At 61.8% G+C, this 21293-nt stretch carries 35 protein-coding genes; all 35 read left to right on the top strand.

Translation table 11 applies throughout. The features are described 5' to 3' along the window. Window positions 1–78, top strand: a 78-nt coding sequence (locus NKJ08_RS33940; RefSeq protein ID WP_023796029.1) for an EF-Tu C-terminal domain-related protein, incomplete at its 5' end; no start/stop codon positions are given. Between the two features lie 63 nt (window positions 79–141). After that, entirely contained in the window at window positions 142–450 is a 309-nt protein-coding gene (gene rpsJ / locus NKJ08_RS33935; RefSeq protein ID WP_006205468.1) for a 30S ribosomal protein S10, read from the top strand. Between the two features lie 96 nt (window positions 451–546). After that, on the top strand, window positions 547–1275 hold the full coding sequence (gene rplC, locus NKJ08_RS33930) for a 50S ribosomal protein L3 (RefSeq protein ID WP_023675141.1): 729 nt from the start codon (window positions 547–549) through the stop codon (window positions 1273–1275). Then, complete coding sequence (gene rplD, locus NKJ08_RS33925; RefSeq protein ID WP_023675140.1) at window positions 1275–1895, top strand: 50S ribosomal protein L4; 621 nt, start codon at window positions 1275–1277, stop codon at window positions 1893–1895. The genes rplC and rplD overlap by 1 nt, the downstream gene beginning before the upstream one ends. After that, entirely contained in the window at window positions 1892–2185 is a 294-nt protein-coding gene (locus NKJ08_RS33920; protein ID WP_027026959.1) for a 50S ribosomal protein L23, read from the top strand. Before rplD ends, NKJ08_RS33920 begins: the two co-directional genes overlap by 4 nt. A 22-nt stretch (window positions 2186–2207) precedes the next feature. Then, the gene (gene rplB / locus NKJ08_RS33915) at window positions 2208–3041 is read left to right on the top strand and encodes a 50S ribosomal protein L2 (protein ID WP_023675138.1); all 834 of its coding nucleotides are present in this window, start codon (window positions 2208–2210) and stop codon (window positions 3039–3041) included. A 16-nt stretch (window positions 3042–3057) separates the two neighbouring features. Then, window positions 3058–3336 carry a 30S ribosomal protein S19 gene (gene rpsS, locus NKJ08_RS33910; protein ID WP_006205463.1) on the top strand — a complete coding sequence of 93 codons (279 nt, stop codon included), beginning with the start codon at window positions 3058–3060 and terminating at the stop codon, window positions 3334–3336. A 2-nt stretch (window positions 3337–3338) separates the two neighbouring features. Then, window positions 3339–3728, top strand: a complete 390-nt coding sequence (gene rplV, locus NKJ08_RS33905) for a 50S ribosomal protein L22 (RefSeq protein WP_006205462.1) — start codon at window positions 3339–3341, stop codon at window positions 3726–3728. Beyond that, on the top strand, window positions 3728–4453 hold the full coding sequence (gene rpsC / locus NKJ08_RS33900; RefSeq protein ID WP_095488567.1) for a 30S ribosomal protein S3: 726 nt from the start codon (window positions 3728–3730) through the stop codon (window positions 4451–4453). Before rplV ends, rpsC begins: the two co-directional genes overlap by 1 nt. A 27-nt stretch (window positions 4454–4480) precedes the next feature. Next, the gene (gene rplP / locus NKJ08_RS33895; RefSeq protein ID WP_006205460.1) at window positions 4481–4894 is read left to right on the top strand and encodes a 50S ribosomal protein L16; all 414 of its coding nucleotides are present in this window, start codon (window positions 4481–4483) and stop codon (window positions 4892–4894) included. A 13-nt stretch (window positions 4895–4907) separates the two neighbouring features. After that, window positions 4908–5108: a 50S ribosomal protein L29 gene (gene rpmC / locus NKJ08_RS33890; protein ID WP_006205459.1), complete on the top strand. Its 201-nt coding sequence runs from the start codon at window positions 4908–4910 to the stop codon at window positions 5106–5108. 11 nt (window positions 5109–5119) lie between these two features. Further along, entirely contained in the window at window positions 5120–5359 is a 240-nt protein-coding gene (rpsQ, locus tag NKJ08_RS33885; protein WP_023675136.1) for a 30S ribosomal protein S17, read from the top strand. A gap of 83 nt (window positions 5360–5442) precedes the next feature. Beyond that, on the top strand, window positions 5443–5811 hold the full coding sequence (gene rplN, locus NKJ08_RS33880) for a 50S ribosomal protein L14 (RefSeq protein ID WP_006205457.1): 369 nt from the start codon (window positions 5443–5445) through the stop codon (window positions 5809–5811). A gap of 12 nt (window positions 5812–5823) precedes the next feature. Next, window positions 5824–6138: a 50S ribosomal protein L24 gene (gene rplX, locus NKJ08_RS33875; protein ID WP_254817150.1), complete on the top strand. Its 315-nt coding sequence runs from the start codon at window positions 5824–5826 to the stop codon at window positions 6136–6138. After that, entirely contained in the window at window positions 6131–6709 is a 579-nt protein-coding gene (gene rplE, locus NKJ08_RS33870) for a 50S ribosomal protein L5 (protein ID WP_008875670.1), read from the top strand. The genes rplX and rplE overlap by 8 nt, the downstream gene beginning before the upstream one ends. Before the next feature lie 27 nt (window positions 6710–6736). After that, entirely contained in the window at window positions 6737–7042 is a 306-nt protein-coding gene (rpsN, locus tag NKJ08_RS33865) for a 30S ribosomal protein S14 (RefSeq protein ID WP_352532394.1), read from the top strand. 12 nt (window positions 7043–7054) lie between these two features. After that, on the top strand, window positions 7055–7453 hold the full coding sequence (gene rpsH, locus NKJ08_RS33860; RefSeq protein WP_006205453.1) for a 30S ribosomal protein S8: 399 nt from the start codon (window positions 7055–7057) through the stop codon (window positions 7451–7453). A 90-nt stretch (window positions 7454–7543) separates the two neighbouring features. After that, window positions 7544–8077, top strand: a complete 534-nt coding sequence (gene rplF, locus NKJ08_RS33855) for a 50S ribosomal protein L6 (RefSeq protein ID WP_023675133.1) — start codon at window positions 7544–7546, stop codon at window positions 8075–8077. Window positions 8078–8164: 87 nt separating this feature from the next. Continuing rightward, complete coding sequence (gene rplR / locus NKJ08_RS33850) at window positions 8165–8524, top strand: 50S ribosomal protein L18 (RefSeq protein ID WP_023675132.1); 360 nt, start codon at window positions 8165–8167, stop codon at window positions 8522–8524. A 154-nt stretch (window positions 8525–8678) separates the two neighbouring features. Beyond that, entirely contained in the window at window positions 8679–9242 is a 564-nt protein-coding gene (rpsE, locus tag NKJ08_RS33845) for a 30S ribosomal protein S5 (protein WP_006333394.1), read from the top strand. Between the two features lie 24 nt (window positions 9243–9266). Beyond that, the gene (gene rpmD, locus NKJ08_RS33840; RefSeq protein ID WP_352785488.1) at window positions 9267–9464 is read left to right on the top strand and encodes a 50S ribosomal protein L30; all 198 of its coding nucleotides are present in this window, start codon (window positions 9267–9269) and stop codon (window positions 9462–9464) included. 22 nt (window positions 9465–9486) lie between these two features. Next, complete coding sequence (gene rplO, locus NKJ08_RS33835) at window positions 9487–9960, top strand: 50S ribosomal protein L15 (RefSeq protein ID WP_023717522.1); 474 nt, start codon at window positions 9487–9489, stop codon at window positions 9958–9960. A gap of 191 nt (window positions 9961–10151) precedes the next feature. After that, window positions 10152–11492: a preprotein translocase subunit SecY gene (gene secY, locus NKJ08_RS33830; RefSeq protein WP_023717523.1), complete on the top strand. Its 1341-nt coding sequence runs from the start codon at window positions 10152–10154 to the stop codon at window positions 11490–11492. Continuing rightward, on the top strand, window positions 11489–12100 hold the full coding sequence (locus NKJ08_RS33825; RefSeq protein ID WP_352532310.1) for an adenylate kinase: 612 nt from the start codon (window positions 11489–11491) through the stop codon (window positions 12098–12100). The genes secY and NKJ08_RS33825 overlap by 4 nt, the downstream gene beginning before the upstream one ends. A gap of 198 nt (window positions 12101–12298) precedes the next feature. Continuing rightward, the gene (gene rpsM / locus NKJ08_RS33820) at window positions 12299–12667 is read left to right on the top strand and encodes a 30S ribosomal protein S13 (protein WP_006205445.1); all 369 of its coding nucleotides are present in this window, start codon (window positions 12299–12301) and stop codon (window positions 12665–12667) included. A gap of 143 nt (window positions 12668–12810) precedes the next feature. Beyond that, a complete protein-coding gene (gene rpsK, locus NKJ08_RS33815) occupies window positions 12811–13200 on the top strand; it encodes a 30S ribosomal protein S11 (RefSeq protein ID WP_006205444.1) in 390 nt (129 codons plus the stop codon). A gap of 184 nt (window positions 13201–13384) precedes the next feature. Next, window positions 13385–14395, top strand: coding sequence for a DNA-directed RNA polymerase subunit alpha (locus NKJ08_RS33810; RefSeq protein WP_023675128.1), 1011 nt, complete (start codon window positions 13385–13387; stop codon window positions 14393–14395). 96 nt (window positions 14396–14491) lie between these two features. Continuing rightward, on the top strand, window positions 14492–14923 hold the full coding sequence (gene rplQ / locus NKJ08_RS33805) for a 50S ribosomal protein L17 (RefSeq protein WP_352785485.1): 432 nt from the start codon (window positions 14492–14494) through the stop codon (window positions 14921–14923). 193 nt (window positions 14924–15116) lie between these two features. After that, window positions 15117–16604: a DegQ family serine endoprotease gene (locus tag NKJ08_RS33800; RefSeq protein ID WP_352785483.1), complete on the top strand. Its 1488-nt coding sequence runs from the start codon at window positions 15117–15119 to the stop codon at window positions 16602–16604. A gap of 43 nt (window positions 16605–16647) precedes the next feature. After that, on the top strand, window positions 16648–17958 hold the full coding sequence (locus NKJ08_RS33795) for a replication-associated recombination protein A (RefSeq protein ID WP_352785480.1): 1311 nt from the start codon (window positions 16648–16650) through the stop codon (window positions 17956–17958). 136 nt (window positions 17959–18094) lie between these two features. Further along, a complete protein-coding gene (locus tag NKJ08_RS33790) occupies window positions 18095–18925 on the top strand; it encodes an aspartyl/asparaginyl beta-hydroxylase domain-containing protein (RefSeq protein WP_352532304.1) in 831 nt (276 codons plus the stop codon). Between the two features lie 26 nt (window positions 18926–18951). Then, on the top strand, window positions 18952–19338 hold the full coding sequence (gene crcB / locus NKJ08_RS33785) for a fluoride efflux transporter CrcB (protein WP_352532302.1): 387 nt from the start codon (window positions 18952–18954) through the stop codon (window positions 19336–19338). Between the two features lie 65 nt (window positions 19339–19403). After that, window positions 19404–19835 (top strand): fluoride efflux transporter CrcB, encoded by a 432-nt coding sequence (crcB, locus tag NKJ08_RS33780; protein WP_352532312.1) that lies wholly within the window; start codon window positions 19404–19406, stop codon window positions 19833–19835. After that, window positions 19832–20170, top strand: a complete 339-nt coding sequence (locus NKJ08_RS33775; protein ID WP_352532300.1) for a DUF190 domain-containing protein — start codon at window positions 19832–19834, stop codon at window positions 20168–20170. The genes crcB (NKJ08_RS33780) and NKJ08_RS33775 overlap by 4 nt, the downstream gene beginning before the upstream one ends. A 62-nt stretch (window positions 20171–20232) precedes the next feature. Then, on the top strand, window positions 20233–21213 hold the full coding sequence (locus NKJ08_RS33770; protein ID WP_352780345.1) for an RluA family pseudouridine synthase: 981 nt from the start codon (window positions 20233–20235) through the stop codon (window positions 21211–21213). The last annotated feature ends 80 nt before the right edge of the window (window positions 21214–21293 follow it).

The following is a 21293-nucleotide window of genomic DNA, read 5'->3' as shown; positions in this document are numbered from 1 at the left end:
GAAGAGAAGCTGCGCTTCGCCATCCGTGAAGGCGGCCGCACCGTCGGTGCCGGCATCGTCGTCACCATCAAAGAGTAATTTGGACTTAAACCGATCTGTCGCGGGCGCTGCCCGCGCCGCGCCAGAACAAGGAAGTGACGCATGAACGGACAGAATATCCGCATCCGCCTGAAGGCGTTTGATCACCGGGTGCTCGACGCCTCGACACGGGAAATCGTGTCGACCGCCAAGCGCACCGGCGCCAACGTCCGCGGCCCCATTCCGCTGCCGACGCGGATCGAAAAGTTCACGGTCAACCGGTCGCCTCACGTCGACAAGAAGAGCCGCGAGCAGTTCGAGATGCGCACGCACAAGCGTCTGCTCGACATCGTCGACCCGACCCCGCAGACGGTCGACGCTTTGATGAAGCTCGACCTGGCCGCCGGTGTCGACGTCGAGATCAAGCTCTAAGGAACCAGAGGTCAGCGGGGCGACCCGGAACTCTGAAGGAACAAGAGGCGTGGAGGGGCGACAGCCCCGACAGGGAACTCTAAAGGAATTGAACCGATGCGTTCAGGTGTGATTGCAAAGAAGGTGGGAATGACCCGCATCTACAACGATGCCGGGGAACATGTTCCCGTCACTGTTCTCCAGATGGAGAACTGCCAGGTCGTGGCGCAGCGCACGCAGGAGAAGAACGGCTATACCGCCGTCCAGCTCGGCGTTGGCCTTGCCAAGGTGAAGAACACGTCGAAGGCGATGCGCGGCCATTTCGCGACCGCTTCCGTCGAGCCCAAGGCCAAGGTTGCCGAGTTCCGCGTCTCCGCCGACAACATGATCGATGTCGGCGCCGAGATCACCGTCGAGCATTTCGTCGTCGGCCAGAAGGTCGATGTGACGGGAACCACGATCGGCAAGGGTTTCCAAGGCGTCATCAAGCGGCACCACATGGGTGGCGGCCGCGCGACGCACGGCAACTCGGTGTCGCACCGTACACACGGCTCGACCGGCCAGCGCCAGGATCCGGGCAAGGTGTTCAAGGGCAAGCATATGGCCGGCCACATGGGCGACACCCGCGTCACCACACAGAATGTCGAGGTCGTCTCGACCGACGCCGATCGCGGCCTGATCCTGATCCGCGGTGCGGTCCCGGGTTCGAAGGGTGCATGGATCCTGGTCCGCGACGCGGCCAAGGTGGCGCTACCGGCCAATGCGCCGAAGCCCGCTGCGATCCGCGCCGTTGCGACCGATGGTGCCGCCACGAACGAGGCCCCGGCCACAGAGGGAGCGGAATAATGGATCTCAAGATTACGACGCTTGGCGGCAAGGACGCCGGCAAGCTGAAGCTCTCCGAAGAGATTTTCGGCCTTGATCCGCGCGAGGACATCCTGCAGCGCGTCGTGCGCTGGCAGCTTGCCAAGAAGCAGCAGGGCACACACAAGGCCAAGGGTCGCGCGGAAATCGCCCGCACCGGCGCCAAGATGTACAAGCAGAAGGGTACGGGCCGCGCCCGTCACCATTCGGCTCGCGCTCCGCAGTTCCGCGGCGGTGGCAAGGCCCACGGCCCGGTCGTGCGCAGCCACGAGCACGATCTGCCGAAGAAAGTGCGTGCGCTCGGCCTCAAGCATGCCCTCTCGGCCAAAGCCAAGAGCGCGTCGATCATCATCATCGACGAGCTGAAGCTGACCGAGGCCAAGACCAAGGCGCTGATCGCGAATTTTGCGACGCTGGGCCTGAGCAACGCCCTGGTGATCGGCGGCGCCGAGCTTGACAAGAATTTCAAGCTGGCGGCGACCAACATCCCGAACATCGACGTGCTGCCCATTCAGGGCATCAACGTCTACGACATTCTGCGCCGCGGCACGCTGGTCCTTTCCAAGGCCGCCGTCGAGGCTCTCGAGGAGCGCTTCAAATGACCGACCTTCGTCATTACGACGTGATCGTCTCGCCGGCGATCACCGAAAAGTCGACCATGGCTTCCGAGCAGAACCAGGTCGTCTTCAACGTAGCCAAAAAGGCATCGAAGCCGGAAATCAAGGCCGCCGTCGAAGCGCTGTTCGGGGTCAAAGTGACGGCCGTGAACACGCTTGTCCGCAAGGGCAAGATCAAGCGCTTCCGCGGCACGATCGGCCGCCAGAGCGACGTCAAGAAGGCGATTGTGACGCTGGCCGAAGGCCAGTCGATCGACGTCGCGACGGGTCTCTGAGCAAGGTCGCGAGGACAGAACAATGGCACTGAAAAAATTCAACCCGGTAACTCCGAGCACCCGCCAGCTGGTCATCGTCGACCGTTCGGGCCTCTATAAGGGCAAGCCCGTCAAGGGCCTGACCGAAGGCCTGACCAAATCGGGCGGCCGCAACAATTACGGCCGTATCACGGCCCGCTTCATCGGTGGTGGTCACAAGCGCACGTACCGCATCATCGACTTCAAGCGCCGCAAGTTCGACGTCGTCGGCACGGTCGAGCGTATCGAATACGATCCGAACCGCACCGCCTTCATCGCGCTGATCAAGTATGACGATGGCGAGTTGTCCTACATCATCGCCCCGCAGCGTCTGGCTCCCGGCGACAAGATCGTGGCCGGCGAATCGGTCGACGTGAAGCCGGGTAACGCGATGCCGCTGGCTTCGATGCCGGTCGGCACGATCGTCCACAATATCGAGCTGAAGCCCGGCAAGGGCGCTCAGGTCGCTCGTTCGGCCGGTGGCTATGGCCAGCTTGTCGGCCGCGACCAGGGCATGGCGATCCTGCGCCTCAACTCGGGTGAGCAGCGTGTCGTTCACGGCTCTTGCATGGCCACCGTCGGTGCCGTGTCCAACCCGGACCACGGCAACATCAATGACGGCAAGGCTGGCCGCACCGTGTGGCGTGGCAAACGTCCGCACAATCGCGGTGTGACCATGAACCCGGTCGACCATCCGCATGGCGGCGGCGAAGGCCGCACCTCGGGTGGCCGCCATCCGGTTTCGCCCTGGGGCAAGCCGACCAAGGGCAAGAAGACGCGGTCCAACAAGGCGACCGACAAGTTCATCCTGCGCTCGCGCCATCAGCGCAAGAGCTAAGAAGAGGTAACGCCAAGTGACTCGTTCGATTTGGAAAGGCCCCTTCATCGACGGCTACCTTCTGAAGAAGGTGGACAAGGTTCGTGAAGGTGGTCGCAATGAGGTGATCAAGATGTGGAGCCGCCGCTCCACCATCCTGCCGCAGTTCGTCGGCTTCACCTTCGGTGTCTACAACGGCCAAAAGCACGTTCCCGTCTCGGTGAACGAGGACATGGTCGGTCACAAGTTCGGTGAATTCGCTCCGACCCGGACCTATTACGGTCACGGCGCGGATAAGAAGGCGAAGAGGAAATAATCATGGGCAAGGCCAAAGCTCCGCGCAGGCTTGCTGACAACGAAGCGCGCGCCGTGTTGCGCACGATCCGTATCAGCCCGCAGAAGCTGAACCTGGTTGCCGCGCTGATCCGCGGCAAGAAGGTCGCGACAGCGCTTTCCGACCTCGAATTCTCGGCCAAGCGGATTTCCGGCACGGTCAAGAAGACGCTGGAATCGGCGATCGCCAACGCGGAAAACAACCACGACCTCGATGTCGATGCGCTGATCGTGGCGGAAGCCTATGTCGGCAAGTCGATCGTCATGAAGCGGTTCCATGCCCGTGGCCGTGGTCGCGCCAGCCGTATCGAGAAGCCGTTCTCGCACCTCACGATCGTTGTTCGTGAAGTCGAAGAAAAAGGGGAGGCCGCATAATGGGCCAGAAAGTCAATCCGATCGGTCTGCGTCTCGGCATCAACCGTACCTGGGATTCGCGCTGGTTCGCGAACACCGGCGAGTACGGCAAGCTGCTGCACGAGGACATCAAGATCCGCAAATATCTTGAGAAGGAACTCAAGCAGGCTGCGATCTCGAAGGTCGTGATCGAGCGTCCGCACAAGAAGTGCCGCGTCACCATCCATGCGGCGCGTCCGGGCCTGATCATCGGCAAGAAGGGCGCCGACATCGAGAAGCTTCGCAAGAAGCTGATGGAGATGACGAAGTCCGAGACGCATCTGAACATCGTCGAAGTGCGCAAGCCGGAGATCGACGCGACCCTGGTCGCCCAGTCGATCGCCCAGCAGCTCGAGCGCCGCATCGCGTTCCGCCGCGCCATGAAGCGCGCCGTCCAGTCGGCGATGCGCCTCGGTGCCGAAGGCATCCGCATCAACTGCGCCGGCCGTCTCGGCGGCGCCGAGATCGCGCGCATGGAATGGTACCGCGAAGGCCGCGTGCCGCTGCATACGCTACGCGCCGACGTCGACTACGGCACGGCCGAGGCGCATACGGCGTACGGCATCTGCGGCGTCAAGGTCTGGGTGTTCAAGGGCGAGATCCTCGAACACGACCCGATGGCTTCGGAGCGCCGCGCCACCGAGGGCGATCATGCGCATGGCGGTGGTGGTGAGCGCGAACGCGGTCGCCGTCGCGAAAACGCGTAAGACAGTTAGGAATTTGGAGTTAGAACGATGCTGCAGCCAAAGCGCACAAAATTCCGCAAGCAGTTCAAGGGCCGCATCCACGGTACCGCCAAGGGCGGCACCAACCTGGATTTCGGTGGTTTCGGGCTGAAGGCGCTTGAGCCGAACCGCGTCACCGCACGCGAGATTGAGGCGGCCCGCCGCGCGATCACCCGCGAGATGAAGCGCGCCGGCCGCGTCTGGATCCGTATCTTCCCGGACGTGCCGGTGACGTCGAAGCCGACCGAAGTCCGCATGGGCAAGGGCAAGGGCGCGGTCGATTACTGGGCGGCGCGCGTCAAGCCGGGTCGCATCATGTTCGAGATCGACGGTGTCAACGAGGAAACCGCCCGTGAGGCGCTGCGTCTCGGCGCGGCCAAGCTCTCGGTCAGGACGCGCTTCGTACAGCGCATCGCAGAATAAGGACGGGCTGATCATGAAAGCCGAAGACATCCGGACCAAGACCCAGGACCAGCTGACCGACGATCTGGCCAGCCTGAAGAAGGAGCAGTTCAACCTGCGCTTCCAGAAGGCCACCGGCCAGCTCGAGAAGACCGCGCGCGTGAGGCAGGTCCGCAAGGACATTGCGCGTATCAAGACCATCGCTGCGGAAAAGTCCGCGGCTAAGAAGGCTTAAGGACGAAAACCATGCCAAAGCGCATTCTGCAGGGCACCGTCGTCAGCGACAAGAACGAGAAGACGGTTGTCGTCAAGGTCGAACGGCGCTTCACGCATCCCGTGATGAAGAAGACCGTGCGCATGACCAAGAAGTACAAGGCGCACGACGAGAACAACGCCCACAAGGTCGGCGATCAGGTGTTCATCCAGGAATCGAAGCCGATTTCCAAGGACAAGCGCTGGGTCGTGGTGTCTTCGGACCAGGCCTGATCAGGGCGAACGAAAACGAATTTTGGACAGACCGGGGAAGGGTGAGAAACCCATCCCGTTAGAAAAGAAGAAGGCGGCCAGTCATGATTCAGATGCAAACAAACCTCGACGTCGCGGATAATTCCGGCGCCCGTCGTGTCATGTGCATCAAGGTGCTGGGCGGCTCGAAGCGGAAATACGCTTCCGTGGGCGACATCATCGTGGTGTCGATCAAGGAAGCCATCCCGCGCGGCCGCGTCAAGAAGGGCGATGTGATGAAGGCGGTCGTGGTTCGCACGGCCAAGGACATCCGCCGCCCGGACGGCAGCGTGATCCGTTTCGACAAGAACGCAGCCGTTCTCGTCGACAACAAGAAAGAGCCGATCGGCACGCGTATCTTCGGACCGGTTCCGCGCGAACTCCGCGCCAAGAACCACATGAAGATCATCTCGCTCGCGCCTGAAGTGCTGTAAGGAGCTGGACCAATGCAAAAGATTAGAAAAGGCGACAAGGTCGTCGTGCTGGCCGGCAAGGACAAGGGCCGTTCGGGCGAAGTCCTCTCGGTACAGCCGAAGGACGACACCGCGCTGGTGCGCGGCGTCAACCTGATCCGTCGTCACCAGAAGCAGTCCCAGTCCCAAGAGGGCGGGATCATCACCAAGGAAGCGCCGATCCAGCTGTCGAACATCGCGCTGGCCGACCCCAAGGATGGCAAGCCGACCCGCGTCGGCTTCATCTTCCAGAAGGACGGCAAGAAGGTGCGCGTCGCCAAGCGCTCGGGAGAAGTCATCAATGGCTAAGGCTCAAACCAAGCAGGCAACTGCCCAGAACACGCCGCGCCTCAAGCAGGTCTACAACGAGACCATTCGCAAGGCGCTGCAGGAGCAGTTCGGCTACGAGAACGAGATGCAGGTTCCGCGCATCGACAAGATCGTGCTGAACATGGGCGTCGGCGAGGCGACCGGCGATTCGAAGAAGCCTTCGATCGCGGCGGAAGACCTTGCGATGATCGCCGGCCAGAAGGCCGTCGTCACCCGCGCCCGCAACTCGATCGCCGGCTTCAAAGTCCGCGAAAAGATGCCGATCGGCGCCAAGGTCACGCTGCGCAAGGAACGCATGTACGAGTTCCTCGATCGTCTCGTGAACATCGCACTGCCGCGCGTCCGCGACTTCCGCGGGCTCAACCCGAAGAGCTTTGATGGCCGTGGCAACTATGCCATGGGCATCAAGGAACACATCGTGTTTCCGGAGATCAACTACGACAAGGTTGATCAGATCTGGGGCATGGACGTCATCGTTTGTACGACTGCGAAGACGGACGACGAAGCCAGGGCATTGCTCAAGGCCTTCAACTTCCCCTTCCGCCAGTAACGGCAGCGAGAAAAGGAAAAATCTGAAATGGCAAAGACCAGCTCAGTCGAGAAAAACAACAGGCGTCGCAAGCTTGCGGACCAGTTCGCTGCCAAGCGCAAGGTGCTCAAGGCGATCATCATGGATCAGTCCAAGCCGATGGAAGAGCGCTTCCGCGCCCAGCTGAAACTTTCGGCGATGCCGCGCAACTCGGCCAAGACCCGCATCCGCAACCGCTGCGAAGTCACCGGACGTCCGCGTGCCTATTATCGCAAGCTCAAAGTATCGCGCATCGCGCTTCGTGATCTCGGCAATAACGGCCAGATCCCGGGCCTGGTCAAGTCGAGCTGGTAAGGAGGACATAACATGTCATTGAGCGATCCTCTCGGCGATATGCTGACCCGCATCCGCAACGCGTATGGCCGCAAGAAGTCGAGCGTTTCGACGCCGGCCTCGCGCCTGCGTACCCGCGTCCTCGACGTGCTGAAGGCTGAAGGCTATATCCGCGATTACAGCCAGACCGACTTCGACAACGGCAAGTCCGAAATCGAGATCGAGCTGAAGTATTTCGACGGTGCGCCGGTGGTGCGCGAAATCGCCCGTGTCTCGAAGCCGGGCCGCCGCGTCTACGTTTCGGCCAAGTCGATCCCGCACGTCGCCAACGGCCTCGGCATCGCCATCCTTTCGACGCCGAAGGGCGTGATGGCCGACCACGAAGCGCGCGAACAGAATGTCGGCGGGGAAATCCTCTGCCAGATCTTCTGATCTGACGTGTGACCCCAGTTGGAATCCGGTTTTCGGGATCAAGTCCCGAAAACCGAGACCTGAAACAAGAGAAGTGACGAGGACAACAAAATGTCTCGTATTGGAAAGAAACCCGTTTCGCTGCCGCAGGGCGTGACCGCGACCGTCAACGGCCAGACCGTGACGGCGAAGGGCCCCAAGGGCGAGCTGAAGTTCGTGGTGAACGACGAAGTGCTGGTCAAAATGGAAGGCAGCGAGATCGCTGTCCAGCCGCGCGACCAGACCAAGACCGCCCGCTCCAAATGGGGCATGTCGCGCACGCAGATCGTCAATATCCTGCAGGGCGTCAAGGACGGCTTCGAAAAGAAACTCGAGATCACCGGCGTCGGCTATCGTGCCGCCATGCAGGGCAAGAACCTGCAGCTGGCGCTCGGCTTCAGCCATGACGTCGTCTACGAAACGCCGCAGGGCGTGACGATTTCGGTGCCGAAGCCGACGGAAATCACTGTGACCGGCATCGACAAGCAGCAGGTCGGACAGGTTGCCGCCGAGATCCGCGAGTATCGCAGCCCCGAGCCCTACAAGGGCAAGGGTGTCCGCTATGCTGGCGAGAAGATCGTCCGCAAGGAAGGCAAGAAGAAGTAATTTTAACGCCGCGGGGAGCGGTCGCGGGAGGCGCTTCGCCTACCGCATATGGCGGCCCCCGTTTTTTGAAGGCAAGGAACTGATATCATGGGCTCGAAAGAATCCACCCAACGCCGCGCTCAGCGCGTCCGCCGCCAAATCAAGAAGGTCGCCGGCGATCGTCCGCGCTTGTCGGTCCACCGCACGTCGAAGAACATCTACGTCCAGGTGATCGATGACGCCAAGGGCCACACCATCGCCGCTGCTTCGACGCTCGAGAAGGAGCTCAAGGGTTCGCTCAAGACCGGCGCCGACACCGCGGCCGCAGCTGCGATCGGCAAGCTGATCGCCGAGCGCGCCTCGAAGGCCGGCGTCAAGGAAGTCGTCTTCGACCGTGGCGCCTACATCTATCACGGCCGCGTCAAGGCGCTGGCCGAGGCTGCCCGTGAAGGTGGTCTGAGCTTCTAAAGCATGATCCCGAACCGAAGGTCAGGGCAGCAAAAAGTTGCAGACTTTTCGGATAAGATCATGCGAAGGAAAAATAGTTTTCGCCCCCGGCGACCCACAGAGGCGCCGGATCTCATCATCAACCGTGCTTCCGGAAAAAAACAAGGAACAGGATATGGCACAGGAACGTAGGGATGGCGGCCGCGGCCGTGATCGCGAAGAGCGCGACGACGGGATGGTCGACAAGCTCGTCCACATCAACCGTGTCGCCAAGGTCGTCAAGGGCGGCCGGCGCTTCGGCTTTGCAGCACTCGTCGTCGTCGGCGACCAGAAGGGCCGCGTCGGCTTCGGTCATGGCAAGGCGCGCGAAGTGCCGGAAGCGATCCGCAAGGCGACCGAATCGGCCAAGCGCGACATGATCTTCGTGCCGCTGCGCTCGGGCCGCACGCTGCACCATGACGTCGAGGGACGCTGGGGCGCGGGACGCGTTCTGCTGCGCGCCGCCAAGCAAGGTACCGGCATCATCGCCGGCGGCCCGATGCGCGCCGTCTTCGAGACGCTCGGCATGCATGACGTGGTCGCCAAGTCGATGGGTTCGTCGAACCCCTACAACATGGTTCGCGCCACTTTCGACGCGCTGAAGAGCCAGATGCATCCGAAGGATGTGGCTGCTGCGCGCGGTATCAAGTATTCGACCCTTCAGGCCCGCCGCGGCACCGCCGTTGCGGCTGAAGAATAGTCGACGCTGACCAGGGATCTGACCATGGCCAAGAAAGCAACCAAGACCATCACCGTCGAGCAGATCGGTTCGCCGATCCGCCGGCCGAAGGAGCAGCGCGCGACGCTGGTCGGCCTCGGCCTCGACAAGATGCACAAGCAGCGCACGCTGGAGGATACGCCCTCCGTGCGCGGCATGATCGCTGCCGTCCAGCATCTCGTCCGCGTCGTGGACGAGGGCTGAACCAGAGCGCAGGAGAACCCAGATGAAACTCAACGATCTGCGTGACAAGGACGGCGCGACGCATTCCAAGAAGCGTCTTGGCCGTGGCATCGGTTCCGGTTCGGGCAAGACCGCCGGTCGCGGCGTCAAGGGCCAGAAGGCGCGCTCCGGCGTCGCCGTCAACGGCTTCGAGGGTGGCCAGATGCCGCTCTACCGCCGCCTGCCGAAGCGCGGCTTCAACAATATCTTCGCCAAGAGCTTCACCGTCGTGTCGCTGGCCCGCATCCAGGCCGCGCTCGATGCCAAGAAGCTCGACGCTAAGACAGTTGTGACGGCCGAGGCGCTGGTTGCGGCCGGCGTCATCCGTCGCGTCAAGGACGGCGTGCGCATCCTCTCGGACGGCGACATCAAGGCCAAGCTTGCCTTCGACGTTGCCGGTGCTTCCAAGGCCGCGGTCGAGAAGATCGAAAAGGCCGGCGGTTCGGTGAAGCTGCCTGAGAAGGCAGCCGCCGAGTAACGGCAATTTGAAGCACGGTCGGCAAAGGTGGAATGCGGTTTTGCCGGCGGTGGTGTTTTGATCCGACAGAGGGGGGGGCCGCGGCACCGCGGCCGCTTGCATGTTTGCAGTCCGGAGCTTATCTCGTGAGCTTCGGTGACACGCGCCGCCTGAGCTGCGGGCATCGAGCGTGACCAAGCGGAGAATCAGGCATGGCTTCGGCTGCTGAACAACTAGCCTCGAATCTGAATTTTTCGGCCTTCGCCAAGGCCGAGGATCTGAAGAAGCGCATCTGGTTCACCATCGGCGCGCTGCTCGTTTACCGCCTTGGCACCTATATCCCGCTGCCCGGCATCAATCCCGACGCTTTCGCCCAGGCCTTCTCGTCGCAGAGCAAGGGCGTGCTCGGCATGTTCAACATGTTTGCCGGCGGCGCTGTGCAGCGCATGGCGATCTTTGCCCTCGGCATCATGCCCTATATCTCCGCTTCCATCATCATGCAGCTGATGACCTCGGTCATTCCATCGCTGGAAGCGTTGAAGAAGGAAGGCGAGCAGGGCCGCAAGATCATCAACCAGTACACGCGTTACGGCACCGTGCTTCTGGCGCTGGTCCAGGCCTATGGCATTTCGGTCGGGCTTGAGGGCGGCAACGGCATCGTCAACGATCCCGGCATGTTCTTCCGCATTTCCACCGTCGTCACGCTGGTCGGCGGCACCATGTTCCTGATGTGGCTCGGCGAGCAGATCACCGCTCGCGGCATCGGCAACGGCATTTCGCTGATCATCTTCTCCGGCATTGTCGCCGGCCTGCCGCGCGCCATCTCCGGCACGCTGGAGCTTGGCCGCACCGGCGCGCTGTCGACCGGCCTGATACTGGCGATCATCGTGCTCGCCATCGTCGTCATCGCGCTGATCGTCTTCTTCGAGCGCGCCCAGCGCCGCCTGCTGATCCAGTATCCCAAGCGCCAGGTCGGCAACCGCATGTTCCAGGGCGATACCTCGCATCTGCCGCTGAAACTCAACACCTCCGGCGTCATTCCGCCGATCTTCGCCTCGTCGCTGCTGCTGCTTCCGGCAACGGTTGCCGGCTTCTCGCAGACGACCAATATGCCTGCCTGGGCCAGCACCATCCTGGCGGCGCTCGGCCACGGCCAGCCGCTCTACATGGCCTTCTATGCGGCAATGATCGTGTTCTTCGCGTTCTTCTATACGGCGATCGTCTTCAATCCGAAGGACACCGCCGACCAGTTGAAGAAGCATTCGGGCTTCATCCCGGGCTATCGTCCGGGCGAGCGCACTGCAGATTATATTGACTATGTGCTCACCCGCATCACCGTCGTCGGCGCCATCTATCTGGTGCTGGTGTGTCTGCTGCCCGAGTTCCTGATTTCAGCGACTGGCGTACCGTTCTACCTTGGTGGCACTTCGCTCCTGATCGTGGTCAGTGTAACGCTCGATACGGTGGCCCAGATTCAGGGTCACCTGATCGCGCACCAGTATGAGGGCCTGATCAAGAAGTCGAAGCTGCGCGGGGGGAAGAAGGCCAGATGAGGTTGATATTGCTTGGACCGCCGGGGGCGGGCAAGGGGACACAAGCACTGAGACTGGTAGAAAGACACGGCATCCCACAGCTTTCCACGGGGGACATGCTGCGTGCTGCTGTTCAGGCCGGCACCGAAGTCGGCAAGCGCGCCAAGGCGGTGATGGACGCTGGCGAACTGGTGTCCGACGCTATCGTCAACGCCATCGTGGCAGAACGTATCGATCAAGCTGATTGCGCAAACGGCTTCATCCTTGACGGGTATCCGCGAACCCTGGTGCAAGCGGACGCCGTTGAGGAAATGCTGTCGGATCGCGGACTGGAGCTCGACGCGGTCATCGAATTTGTCGTCGACGACAAGGCGCTGGTTGGCCGAATCGTCAAGCGCGCCGAAGACGCCAAGGCCGCAGGCCTGCCGGTACGCAAGGACGACAGTCCAGCGGTGTTCGAAGAACGCTTGAGGGAATATTACAAGAAAACCTCGCCGCTGATCGGCTACTACTACGCCAAGGGCAAACTCAGGGGCGTCGATGGCATGGCCGGTATCGATGCGGTGACGCAGCAGATCGAGGCGGTGCTCAGGGCGACGACCCGGCAGGTTGGCCAGGCGGCCGGCTAGAGAATCGAACGATTGCGCTTGACTGGAGCGGTCCGCTGGGGTATGGCGGCCCGTCTTCCTATCAGGCATGAGGCTTGCTTGTCCGCAAGGGCAAGGCAGGCCGCTTTGAACTGGAAACTCCCGCAAGGGCCGGCCTCCACCGGACGCGGGGCAACTTGAAGCGCCGGCTCGTCCGGCCTATATGGAGAAGAGAAGAACATGGCTCGTATAGCCGGCGTTAACATTCCTACCAACAAGCGCGTCGTCATTGCGCTTCAATACATTCACGGCATTGGCAAGAAGTTCGCCCAGGAGATCGTCGACAAGGTCGGCATCCCGGCCGAGCGTCGCGTCAACCAGTTGACCGATGCGGAAGTGCTGCAGATCCGCGAAACCATCGACCGCGACTACCAGGTCGAGGGCGACCTGCGCCGCGAAGTGTCGATGAACATCAAGCGGCTCATGGACCTCGGCTGCTACCGCGGCCTGCGTCACCGCCGCTCGCTGCCGGTTCGTGGTCAGCGCACGCATACCAATGCGCGCACCCGCAAGGGCCCGGCCAAGTCGATTGCCGGAAAGAAGAAGTAATTTGTGAATGGTCAATGGTGAATAGTGAATGGTGACGAAGGCCAAGAGCCGACGTTGTGGCCATTCACCATTTTACCATTCACCATTCACCAGGTGGAGCCGCTGGCATTACGGCGGTGTAGAGATCAACTGAAAGGACTATCATGGCCAAGGAAGCCGCTCGTGTTCGCCGTCGCGAACGCAAGAACATCTCGTCGGGCGTTGCCCACGTCAATTCGACCTTCAACAACACGATGATCACCATCACCGACGCGCAGGGCAATTCGATTGCCTGGTCGTCGGCCGGAGCCCAGGGCTTCAAGGGATCGCGCAAGTCGACCCCTTTCGCTGCCCAGATGGCCGCCGAAGATGTTGCCAAGAAGGCTCAGGAACACGGCATGCGCATGCTCGAGGTCGAGGTCTGTGGACCTGGCTCCGGTCGTGAATCGGCGCTGCGCGCGCTGCAGGCAGCCGGCTTCACCATCACCTCGATCCGTGATGTGACGCCGATCCCGCACAATGGCTGCCGCCCGCGCAAGAAGCGCCGCGTCTAATGCATGTCGCCCAAAAGTGTATAGCGGTTTTGGGGCAACGACATGCATAAAAACAAAAACCTAAAGCGCGCCGCGCTTTAGAATTTACCGAACGCCGCGCGAGCGCCTCAAGGGCGCTCCTCCACGGCATTCCAGGTCGCCCGCCACGATTGGATGGTGGCGGGACAACGGAAGGAAAAGCACTATGATCCAGAAAAATTGGCAGGAACTGATCAAGCCGAACAAGATCGAGTTCTCGTCGAAGAAGAAGACGCTGACCACGCTGGTCGCCGAGCCGCTTGAGCGCGGCTTCGGCCTCACCCTCGGCAACGCGCTGCGCCGCGTGCTTCTTTCTTCGCTGCGTGGCGCGGCTGTGACCGCCGTACAGATCGACGGCGTTCTGCATGAATTCTCGTCCATTGCCGGCGTGCGCGAGGACGTGACCGACATCGTCTTGAACATCAAGGAAATCGCCATCCGCATGGAAGGCGATGGCCCCAAGCGCATGGTCGTGCGCAAGCAGGGACCAGGCGCCGTTCTCGCCGGCGACATCCAGACGGTCGGCGACGTCGAGATCCTCAATCCAGACCACGTCATCTGCACGCTGGACGAGGGCGCTGAAATCCGCATGGAGTTCACTGTCGATACCGGCAAGGGCTACGTGCCGGCCGACCGCAATCGCGCCGAAGACGCGCCGATCGGGCTGATCCCGGTCGACAGCCTGTATTCGCCGGTCAAGAAGGTCTCCTACAAGGTCGAGAACACCCGCGAGGGCCAGGTTCTCGACTATGACAAGCTGACCATGACCATCGAGACCGACGGTTCGATCTCGGGTGAGGACGCGGTGGCCTTCGCCGCTCGCATCCTGCAGGACCAGCTCGGCCTGTTCGTCAATTTCGACGAGCCGCAGAAGGAAGTCGCCGCCGAACAGGTTACCGAGCTTGCCTTCAACCCGGCCCTGCTCAAGAAGGTCGACGAGCTCGAGCTTTCGGTGCGTTCTGCCAACTGCCTGAAGAACGACAACATCGTCTATATCGGCGACCTGATCCAGAAGACCGAAGCCGAGATGCTGCGCACCCCGAACTTCGGCCGCAAGTCGCTGAACGAGATCAAGGAAGTCCTGGCGGCGATGGGCCTGCATCTCGGCATGGAAGTGCCGGACTGGCCGCCGGAAAACATCGAAGACCTCGCCAAGCGTTATGAAGATCAATATTGAGCATGATCCCGAAAAGTTGCAGACTTTTCGGACCAGATCATGCGGCTAACCAACTGAGGCTCAGGCCTCTTGAACCCGCAATGAAGGAGAAGAGCCATGCGCCACGGATTTAAAGGCCGCCGGTTCGCCCGCAGCATAAGCCATCGCAAGTCGATGTTTGCCAACCTTGCCGTGTCGCTCATCGAGCACGAGCAGATACTCACCACGCTACCGAAGGCGAAGGATTTGCGTCCGATCGTCGAGAAGCTGGTGACGCTCGGCAAGCGCGGCGATCTGCATGCCCGCCGCCAGGTGATTGCCCAGATCGGCAATGAAGGCGTCGTCAAGCGTCTGTTCGACAGAATCGCGCCGCGTTATGCCACCCGCAATGGCGGCTATCTGCGCATCATGAAGGCGGGCTTCCGCCACGGTGACAACGCGGCAATGGCGGTCATCGAGTTCGTCGACCGCGACACCTCAGCCAAAGGCGCCGGCGATCGTGCCCGCATCGAGGCCGAAGGCACCGAGGAGGAAGCCGCAGCCGCATAAGGCTCGGGTTTTCCTGAGAAGTTCAAAGGGGCCAGCGGGCCCCTTTTTCTGTTGCGGAAGCTGCCGGGCAGGGCTTGTAGGTGTTTTGTGACCGGTTTTTGCGGCGACTACCCAAAATAATCGGATTTCAGCGGCTTAGCCTTTCATTTTGCACAATCGTCAGGACAATGGCGCCCGACTTGGAGGATTCGGAATGCGTGTTAAACCGCTGTCCCTTGTTCTGATCTGCGCCTTGATGGCGCTGACGGTCGTGCCGGCGGCCAGGCACGCGCTGGCGGAGGAAACCAAGACCGATCCCGGTCTGTCCGACGTGCTGACCGATCTGCTGCATGGCGTGGAAGGCGAAAACGCCACCTCCGGCCCAGACAAGCGCGTACCGTTCGGCCGCGAGGAGGTGCAGCTGTCCTTCGCGCCGCTGGTCAAGCAGACGGCGCCGGCCGTGGTCAATGTCTACGCCTCGCAGACCGCCAAGGTGATGTCGCCCTTCGACGGCGATCCGTTCTTCGAGGAGTTCTTCGGCCGCTCGCAGCCGCGCGCGCAGTCCTCGCTCGGTTCCGGCGTGCTGGTTGATCCGACCGGCGTGGTGGTCACCAATTTCCACGTCGTCAAAGACGCCGACCAGGTCAAGGTCGCGACCGCCGACGGGCGCGAATTCGACAGCAAGGTGCTGCTCAAGGATGAGACGCTCGATCTCGCCGTGCTCAAGATTTCTTCCGACAAGCCGTTTCCTGTGATCGCCATCGGCGATTCCGACGCGCTCGAGGTCGGTGATCTCGTGCTGGCGATCGGCAATCCGTTCGGTGTCGGCCAGACCACCACCAGCGGCATCATTTCGGCGGTGGCGCGCAGCCATATCGGCGTCTCCGATTCCAGCTTCTTCATCCAGACCGACGCCGCCATCAACCCCGGCAATTCCGGTGGCGCGCTGGTCAACATGGGAGGGCAGCTGATCGGCATCAACACCGCGATCTATAGCCGTAGCGGCGGCTCGATCGGCATCGGCTTTGCCATCCCTTCGAACATGGTTCGGGCTTTCGCCGATGCGGCCAAAGCCGGGCTCGACTTTTTCGAGCGGCCGTATGTCGGTGCCGAGTTCGAGGCGGTGACGCCGCAGATTGCCGAATCGCTCGGCATGGCCAAGCCGACCGGCTCGCTGGTTTCTTCGGTCGAAGAGGCGGGACCCGCGGCCAAGGCAGGGCTCAAGCCTGGTGACGTGGTGCTGTCGCTCAACGGCAAGCCGGTCGAGAGCGTCGGAGCGCTGGACTACCGGATGGCGACGCTGTCGATCGGCACTAGTGCCAGCTTCGGCGTTCTGAGCAAGGGTCAGCAGGCGACGATGGACATCGCGCTGGAACGACCGCCTGAGGGCGCCAAAGCTGCGGAACTCACATTGAGCGGTCGAAGCCCGTTTTCAGGTGCCAAGGTTGCCGAACTGTCGCCACGGCTTGCCCAGCGGCTCGGTCTGCGCACCGATGTCAAAGGCGTCACCATGGTCGACATCAACCGCGATTCGCCCGCTGCCGATTTCGGCTTCCAGCCGGGCGACATCGTGCGTGAGGTCAACGGCTTGACGATCGACAAGGCGGCAACCCTGGAACAGGTAGCCCAGCAGGATACGCGCTGGTGGCGCTTTACCGTCGAGCGCGGCGGGCAGATAATGCGCCAGGTGTTGCGTTACTGAGCCCGACCGTCAGCATGATCGGGCTCCAGGCAGAAGAAGTTGCATGGCCGATCTGTTCAGTGTCGATGAACCGGAAAAGACGCCGCCCGGCAGGCCGCTGGCCGATCGTCTGCGCCCAAAAAACCTCGGCGAGGTCGTCGGCCAGGAGCATCTGACCGGCCCCGACGGCGCGCTGACACGGCTGATCGGCTCCGGCTCGCTCGGCTCGATGATCTTCTGGGGCCCGCCCGGCACCGGCAAGACCACGGTCGCACGGCTGCTTGCCGGCGAGACAAGTCTCGCCTTCGAACAGATCTCGGCCGTGTTTTCCGGCGTCGCCGACCTGAAGAAAGTGTTCGAGGCAGCGAAGCTGCGTCGCTCCAACGGCCGCCAGACACTGCTGTTCGTCGATGAGATCCATCGTTTCAACCGCGCCCAGCAGGACAGTTTTCTGCCGATGATGGAAGACGGAACCGTCGTGCTGGTCGGCGCCACCACCGAGAACCCGTCCTTCGAACTTAACGCCGCGCTTTTGTCGCGTGCACGTGTGCTGGTGTTTCACTCGCTCGGCGAGGAGAGCATCGCCAAACTGCTGGCGCGGGCCGAGGAGGCGGAGGGCAGGGCACTGCCGCTCGATGACGAGGCGCGGGCGATGCTCGTGCGGATGAGCGACGGTGACGGCCGCGCGGCGTTGACGCTGGCCGAAGAGGTCTGGCGTGCAGCCAAATCCGGTGAAGTGTTCGGCGCCGAGGCCCTGCAGCGCATCGTCCAGCGCCGCGCGCCGATTTACGACAAGGGCCAGGACGGCCATTACAATTTGATCTCCGCCTTGCACAAATCGGTGCGCGGCTCCGACCCCGACGCGGCACTCTATTATCTCGCCCGCATGTTCGATGCCGGCGAGGATCCGCTTTATCTAGGGCGCCGGCTGGTGCGCATGGCGATGGAAGATATCGGGTTGGCCGACCCGCAGGCGCTCGTCGTGGCCAACGCCGCCAAGGACGCCTACGACTATCTGGGCTCGCCGGAGGGCGAGCTGGCCTTCGCCGAGGCAACCGTCTATCTCGCCACCGCGCCGAAATCCAATGCCGTCTACACCGCCTTCAAGGCCGCCACACAGGCGGCCAAGGAATTCGGCTCGCTGCTGCCGCCCAAGCATATTCTCAATGCGCCGACCAAGCTGATGAAACAGGAAGATTACGGCGCCGGCTATCGCTACGACCACGACGAGCCCGACGCTTTTTCCGGCCAGGATTATTTTCCGGAGAAGATGGGCCGGCAGACATTCTACGACCCGCCCGAGCGCGGCTTCGAGCGCGATATCAGGAAGCGGCTGGACTATTGGGCGAAGCTGCGCAGCGAGCGGGAAAAATAGCCGCCAGTCGCACACTGGTGTGATCGCCGTTGTCTGGCGGGATAAAAAACCCTATCAAGATGCGCCTTCGGCCGGCGGACAGGCCAGAAACGTACCGACGATATTCAGAACGGAATCGCGCCTGGCGCGTGGAAAAATGACAAAGAAATTTCGCAAGACCCTTCGGAAGTTCGCCATAGCGATCCCACTGCTGGCGCTCGGCTTCTATTTCATTCCCATTCTGACGACGATTTTCATCGCCCTCGGCCTGATTGACGTCTTGCGCAACGACAACAAGAACTGGGCCCTGTTCAGTGGTTATTTCCTGGGCAACGGCATCTTCACCTGGCTGCTTTCGCCCTTCAATCTGCTGGTCGATCTGCTGTGCTATAGAAACCGCGGTGTCTGGAAATTGGACCAGTTTCCTCTGGACTATCAGCGCGAGGTCAACGAGGTCCTGGACGTCTTCAAGGCGCGCAAGGACGAGATCATCGCCGACATCGACGCCAATTTCGGCAGTGGCCGGCGCGGCATGTATGTCTATCAGTGGTATGGCAAGCACAGAATAGACAACGTCGCCGAATTCAACAAGGATTTCAAATACATCAAGACGATTGCGGTCTCTGTGTTCAGCGGCAGGGAATCGACTTCCTGGCACTTTGGCCCGCTCCGGCTCAGCCTGCGCATTCTCTACAACCTCATCCCGGTGAAATCGGAAGTGTTCGTCGAGTGCGGCAACAGCAAGAATTACTGGCACGAGAACCCGCTCTTCATCTTCGACGATACGCTCCTTCATCGCTCGGTCAATGAGTTTAACGGGCGCCGCTACTGCGTGTTCATGGACATCATTCGTCCATCGCCGTTTCCCGGTCTGATCTCGACACTTCTCGCCATCGTTTCGGTCAGCGTCGAGCGCATCAATTCCATGTTCTACAAGAACTGGAAGATGATCGGCTCCAGCAAGCCGAAGAAGGCCGGAAGCGCCTGATACCGTAGTCTGACCGAGGGAGAGCGATGTATCACCTGTTGCTTGTCTGCCTCGGCGGCGCGCTCGGCGGAATGGCCCGCTTCTTCCTGTCCGGCTTCATCGCCCGCCGGGTCGGCGAGACCTTTCCCTGGGGCACGATGGTCGTCAACATTTCGGGAGCCTTTGCGATCGGCGTCATCGCGCATGCGGTGGCGCGCGACGCCATGCCCGCCGTCTGGGCTTTCGCCGTCACCGGCTGCCTCGGCTGTTATACAACGGTTTCTTCGTTCAGCTTGCAGACGCTGGCACTGGCGCGTGAAGGCGAATGGCTTCGCGCGGGCGGCAATGTGGTGCTTTCGGTTTTTCTGAGCCTCGGCGGCGTGGCGTTGGGCTTTGCCGCGGGAAGTCTGCTGATCGGCAGCGGGGCGCCGTGAGCAGTCCGGGGAAGCTCCGCTCCGGCGGAACGGACGCCGCCGCGGCAGGGTCCGTTGCGCGCCGCATTGGCTGGCGCAAGACGAGCGAAACGGTTCGGTTCTATGCCACCGTCGCCGCTGGCAGCGTGATCGGCGGTGTGCTGCGGGCGCTTGCCTCATTGGCGAGCAGCGCCCTGTGGGGCAATGGATTCCCCGTTGGCACGCTCCTTGTGAACATAGTCGGCTCATTCCTCATCGGCTTCTACGCTACATTGACGGGGCCCAATGGCCGCGTCTTTGCCAGTCCGCTGCAGCGCCAGTTCTTCATCGCCGGCTTTTGCGGAGGCCTGACGACTTTCTCCGCGTTCAGCCTTGAAACCTTCACCCTGGTGCAAGGTGGAAGGCTGGCGGCGGCGGCGCTCAATATCGCGATCTCCGTGGTGGCGTGGCTTGTCGCCGTCTGGCTTGGCCACATCTTTGCAGTGCGCCTCAACCGATTGAGAGGATCCGGGCAATGAAGATACCAAGGCAGGCACAATTGCTGCGCATATTCATCGGTGAGAACGATAGGGCGGATGGCCGCCCGCTATACGAGGCAATCGTGCTCAAGGCGCGGGAAGTGCAGATTGCCGGCGCGACTGTCCTGCGCGGCGCGATGGGATTCGGCCATTCCAGCCGGCTTCACACCACGAAAATCCTCCGTCTGTCGGAGGATCTGCCACTGGTGATCGAGATCGTCGATAGCGAGGAAAAGATCGCCGCTTTCCTGCCCGTGCTTGAAACAATCATGACAAGTGGCCTGATCACGCTGGAGAAAGTTCAGGTTCTGCAATATGGAACCGACAACGAGTAATTGCGTATGAAATTGCGGGGTGCTGGCAAATGCCGCTGCATCCCGAAACAGCGATTGGAATCATGGCAGGAGTAGAACAGATCACAGTGGACGCCGGCGAGGCGGGCATGCGGCTCGACCGCTGGTTCAAGACCCATTTTCCGGGCCTCGGCTTCGGTCATCTGCAGAAGCTGCTGCGCTCCGGCCAGATCCGCGTCGACGGCGGCAGGGTGAAGGCCGATACCCGCGTCGAAGCCGGCCAGACGGTGCGTGTGCCGCCGCTCGAAGTGGACAAGAAAGGTGAAAGCCCGCTCACCGGCCATTCGATACGCAACCAGGGCGACGCCGATGTCCTGGCCAAGATGCTGATCCATGAGGATCCGAAGGTCTTCGTCTTCAATAAGCCCGCCGGTCTGGCAGTGCAGGGCGGCTCGGGGGTCACCCGCAATGTCGACGACATGCTGGAAGCCTGGCGCAACCAGAAGGGCGAGAAACCGCGCCTGGTGCACCGGCTCGACCGCGACACATCGGGTGTGCTGGTCGTCGCCCGTACAAGGCTGGCCGCCATGAAGCTTGCCGAAGCGTTCCGGGCGCGCGAGACCAAGAAGACCTACTGGGCGCTGGTCAAGGGGGTGCCGCCGAAACGCGAGGACAAGATCTCGACCTGGCTGATCAAGGAACCGACGCCCGACGGCGATCGTGTGCGCATCGCCAAGCATGGCGAAAAGGGCGCCGACCACGCCGTGTCCTACTACCGTATCATCGAGCAGGCTGCACAGACGATGACCTGGCTGGAGATGGAGCCCTATACCGGGCGCACCCACCAGCTCCGTGTCCATGCCGCCCACATCGGCTGCCCGATCATCGGTGACCCCAAATATTTCGAGGCTGACACCAATTGGGATTTTCCCGGCGGCATGCAGAATCGCTTGCATCTGCACGCGCGTCGCATCGTCATCCCGCATCCCGACAAGGGTTTTGTCGACGTCACCGCGCCGATGCCGCCACATATGCGCCAGAGCTGGAACCTGATCGGCTTCGACGACGCAAGCGCGGAGGATTAGGGCTGGGGGGCATCGCCACAGATACGCTCGACCGCCGTGACGCGGTCGACCTGGCGGCGGCCGTCATCATGGTCGGGCTG

It is taken from the genome of Mesorhizobium sp. M0244 (assembly GCF_040321795.1).
GTDB lineage: Bacteria > Pseudomonadota > Alphaproteobacteria > Rhizobiales > Rhizobiaceae > Mesorhizobium.
The sequence above is the reverse complement of the archived record's forward strand: the minus strand, read 5'-3'. Positions and strand labels throughout refer to the sequence as shown.

What these genes read in the sequence shown, in the direction of transcription:
- rpsH (WP_006205453.1), top strand. Translation starts at nt 7,055, where the DNA reads ATGTCATTGAGCGATCCTCTCGGCGATATGCTGACCCGCATCCGCAAC.
- rpsC (WP_095488567.1), top strand. Translation starts at nt 3,728, where the DNA reads ATGGGCCAGAAAGTCAATCCGATCGGTCTGCGTCTCGGCATCAACCGT.
- rplQ (WP_352785485.1), top strand. Translation starts at nt 14,492, where the DNA reads ATGCGCCACGGATTTAAAGGCCGCCGGTTCGCCCGCAGCATAAGCCAT.
- rplF (WP_023675133.1), top strand. Translation starts at nt 7,544, where the DNA reads ATGTCTCGTATTGGAAAGAAACCCGTTTCGCTGCCGCAGGGCGTGACC.
- rpsN (WP_352532394.1), top strand. Translation starts at nt 6,737, where the DNA reads ATGGCAAAGACCAGCTCAGTCGAGAAAAACAACAGGCGTCGCAAGCTT.
- NKJ08_RS33825 (WP_352532310.1), top strand. Translation starts at nt 11,489, where the DNA reads ATGAGGTTGATATTGCTTGGACCGCCGGGGGCGGGCAAGGGGACACAA.
- rpmD (WP_352785488.1), top strand. Translation starts at nt 9,267, where the DNA reads ATGGCCAAGAAAGCAACCAAGACCATCACCGTCGAGCAGATCGGTTCG.
- rpsK (WP_006205444.1), top strand. Translation starts at nt 12,811, where the DNA reads ATGGCCAAGGAAGCCGCTCGTGTTCGCCGTCGCGAACGCAAGAACATC.
- rpsQ (WP_023675136.1), top strand. Translation starts at nt 5,120, where the DNA reads ATGCCAAAGCGCATTCTGCAGGGCACCGTCGTCAGCGACAAGAACGAG.
- crcB (WP_352532302.1), top strand. Translation starts at nt 18,952, where the DNA reads ATGTATCACCTGTTGCTTGTCTGCCTCGGCGGCGCGCTCGGCGGAATG.
- NKJ08_RS33920 (WP_027026959.1), top strand. Translation starts at nt 1,892, where the DNA reads ATGACCGACCTTCGTCATTACGACGTGATCGTCTCGCCGGCGATCACC.
- rplO (WP_023717522.1), top strand. Translation starts at nt 9,487, where the DNA reads ATGAAACTCAACGATCTGCGTGACAAGGACGGCGCGACGCATTCCAAG.
- rplV (WP_006205462.1), top strand. Translation starts at nt 3,339, where the DNA reads ATGGGCAAGGCCAAAGCTCCGCGCAGGCTTGCTGACAACGAAGCGCGC.
- rplD (WP_023675140.1), top strand. Translation starts at nt 1,275, where the DNA reads ATGGATCTCAAGATTACGACGCTTGGCGGCAAGGACGCCGGCAAGCTG.
- rpsJ (WP_006205468.1), top strand. Translation starts at nt 142, where the DNA reads ATGAACGGACAGAATATCCGCATCCGCCTGAAGGCGTTTGATCACCGG.
- rplE (WP_008875670.1), top strand. Translation starts at nt 6,131, where the DNA reads ATGGCTAAGGCTCAAACCAAGCAGGCAACTGCCCAGAACACGCCGCGC.
- rpsE (WP_006333394.1), top strand. Translation starts at nt 8,679, where the DNA reads ATGGCACAGGAACGTAGGGATGGCGGCCGCGGCCGTGATCGCGAAGAG.
- rpsM (WP_006205445.1), top strand. Translation starts at nt 12,299, where the DNA reads ATGGCTCGTATAGCCGGCGTTAACATTCCTACCAACAAGCGCGTCGTC.
- rplB (WP_023675138.1), top strand. Translation starts at nt 2,208, where the DNA reads ATGGCACTGAAAAAATTCAACCCGGTAACTCCGAGCACCCGCCAGCTG.
- rplN (WP_006205457.1), top strand. Translation starts at nt 5,443, where the DNA reads ATGATTCAGATGCAAACAAACCTCGACGTCGCGGATAATTCCGGCGCC.
- NKJ08_RS33800 (WP_352785483.1), top strand. Translation starts at nt 15,117, where the DNA reads ATGCGTGTTAAACCGCTGTCCCTTGTTCTGATCTGCGCCTTGATGGCG.
- rplR (WP_023675132.1), top strand. Translation starts at nt 8,165, where the DNA reads ATGGGCTCGAAAGAATCCACCCAACGCCGCGCTCAGCGCGTCCGCCGC.
- NKJ08_RS33810 (WP_023675128.1), top strand. Translation starts at nt 13,385, where the DNA reads ATGATCCAGAAAAATTGGCAGGAACTGATCAAGCCGAACAAGATCGAG.
- NKJ08_RS33790 (WP_352532304.1), top strand. Translation starts at nt 18,095, where the DNA reads ATGACAAAGAAATTTCGCAAGACCCTTCGGAAGTTCGCCATAGCGATC.
- NKJ08_RS33770 (WP_352780345.1), top strand. Translation starts at nt 20,233, where the DNA reads ATGGCAGGAGTAGAACAGATCACAGTGGACGCCGGCGAGGCGGGCATG.
- rplP (WP_006205460.1), top strand. Translation starts at nt 4,481, where the DNA reads ATGCTGCAGCCAAAGCGCACAAAATTCCGCAAGCAGTTCAAGGGCCGC.
- NKJ08_RS33795 (WP_352785480.1), top strand. Translation starts at nt 16,648, where the DNA reads ATGGCCGATCTGTTCAGTGTCGATGAACCGGAAAAGACGCCGCCCGGC.
- rpmC (WP_006205459.1), top strand. Translation starts at nt 4,908, where the DNA reads ATGAAAGCCGAAGACATCCGGACCAAGACCCAGGACCAGCTGACCGAC.
- NKJ08_RS33775 (WP_352532300.1), top strand. Translation starts at nt 19,832, where the DNA reads ATGAAGATACCAAGGCAGGCACAATTGCTGCGCATATTCATCGGTGAG.
- secY (WP_023717523.1), top strand. Translation starts at nt 10,152, where the DNA reads ATGGCTTCGGCTGCTGAACAACTAGCCTCGAATCTGAATTTTTCGGCC.
- rplC (WP_023675141.1), top strand. Translation starts at nt 547, where the DNA reads ATGCGTTCAGGTGTGATTGCAAAGAAGGTGGGAATGACCCGCATCTAC.
- rplX (WP_254817150.1), top strand. Translation starts at nt 5,824, where the DNA reads ATGCAAAAGATTAGAAAAGGCGACAAGGTCGTCGTGCTGGCCGGCAAG.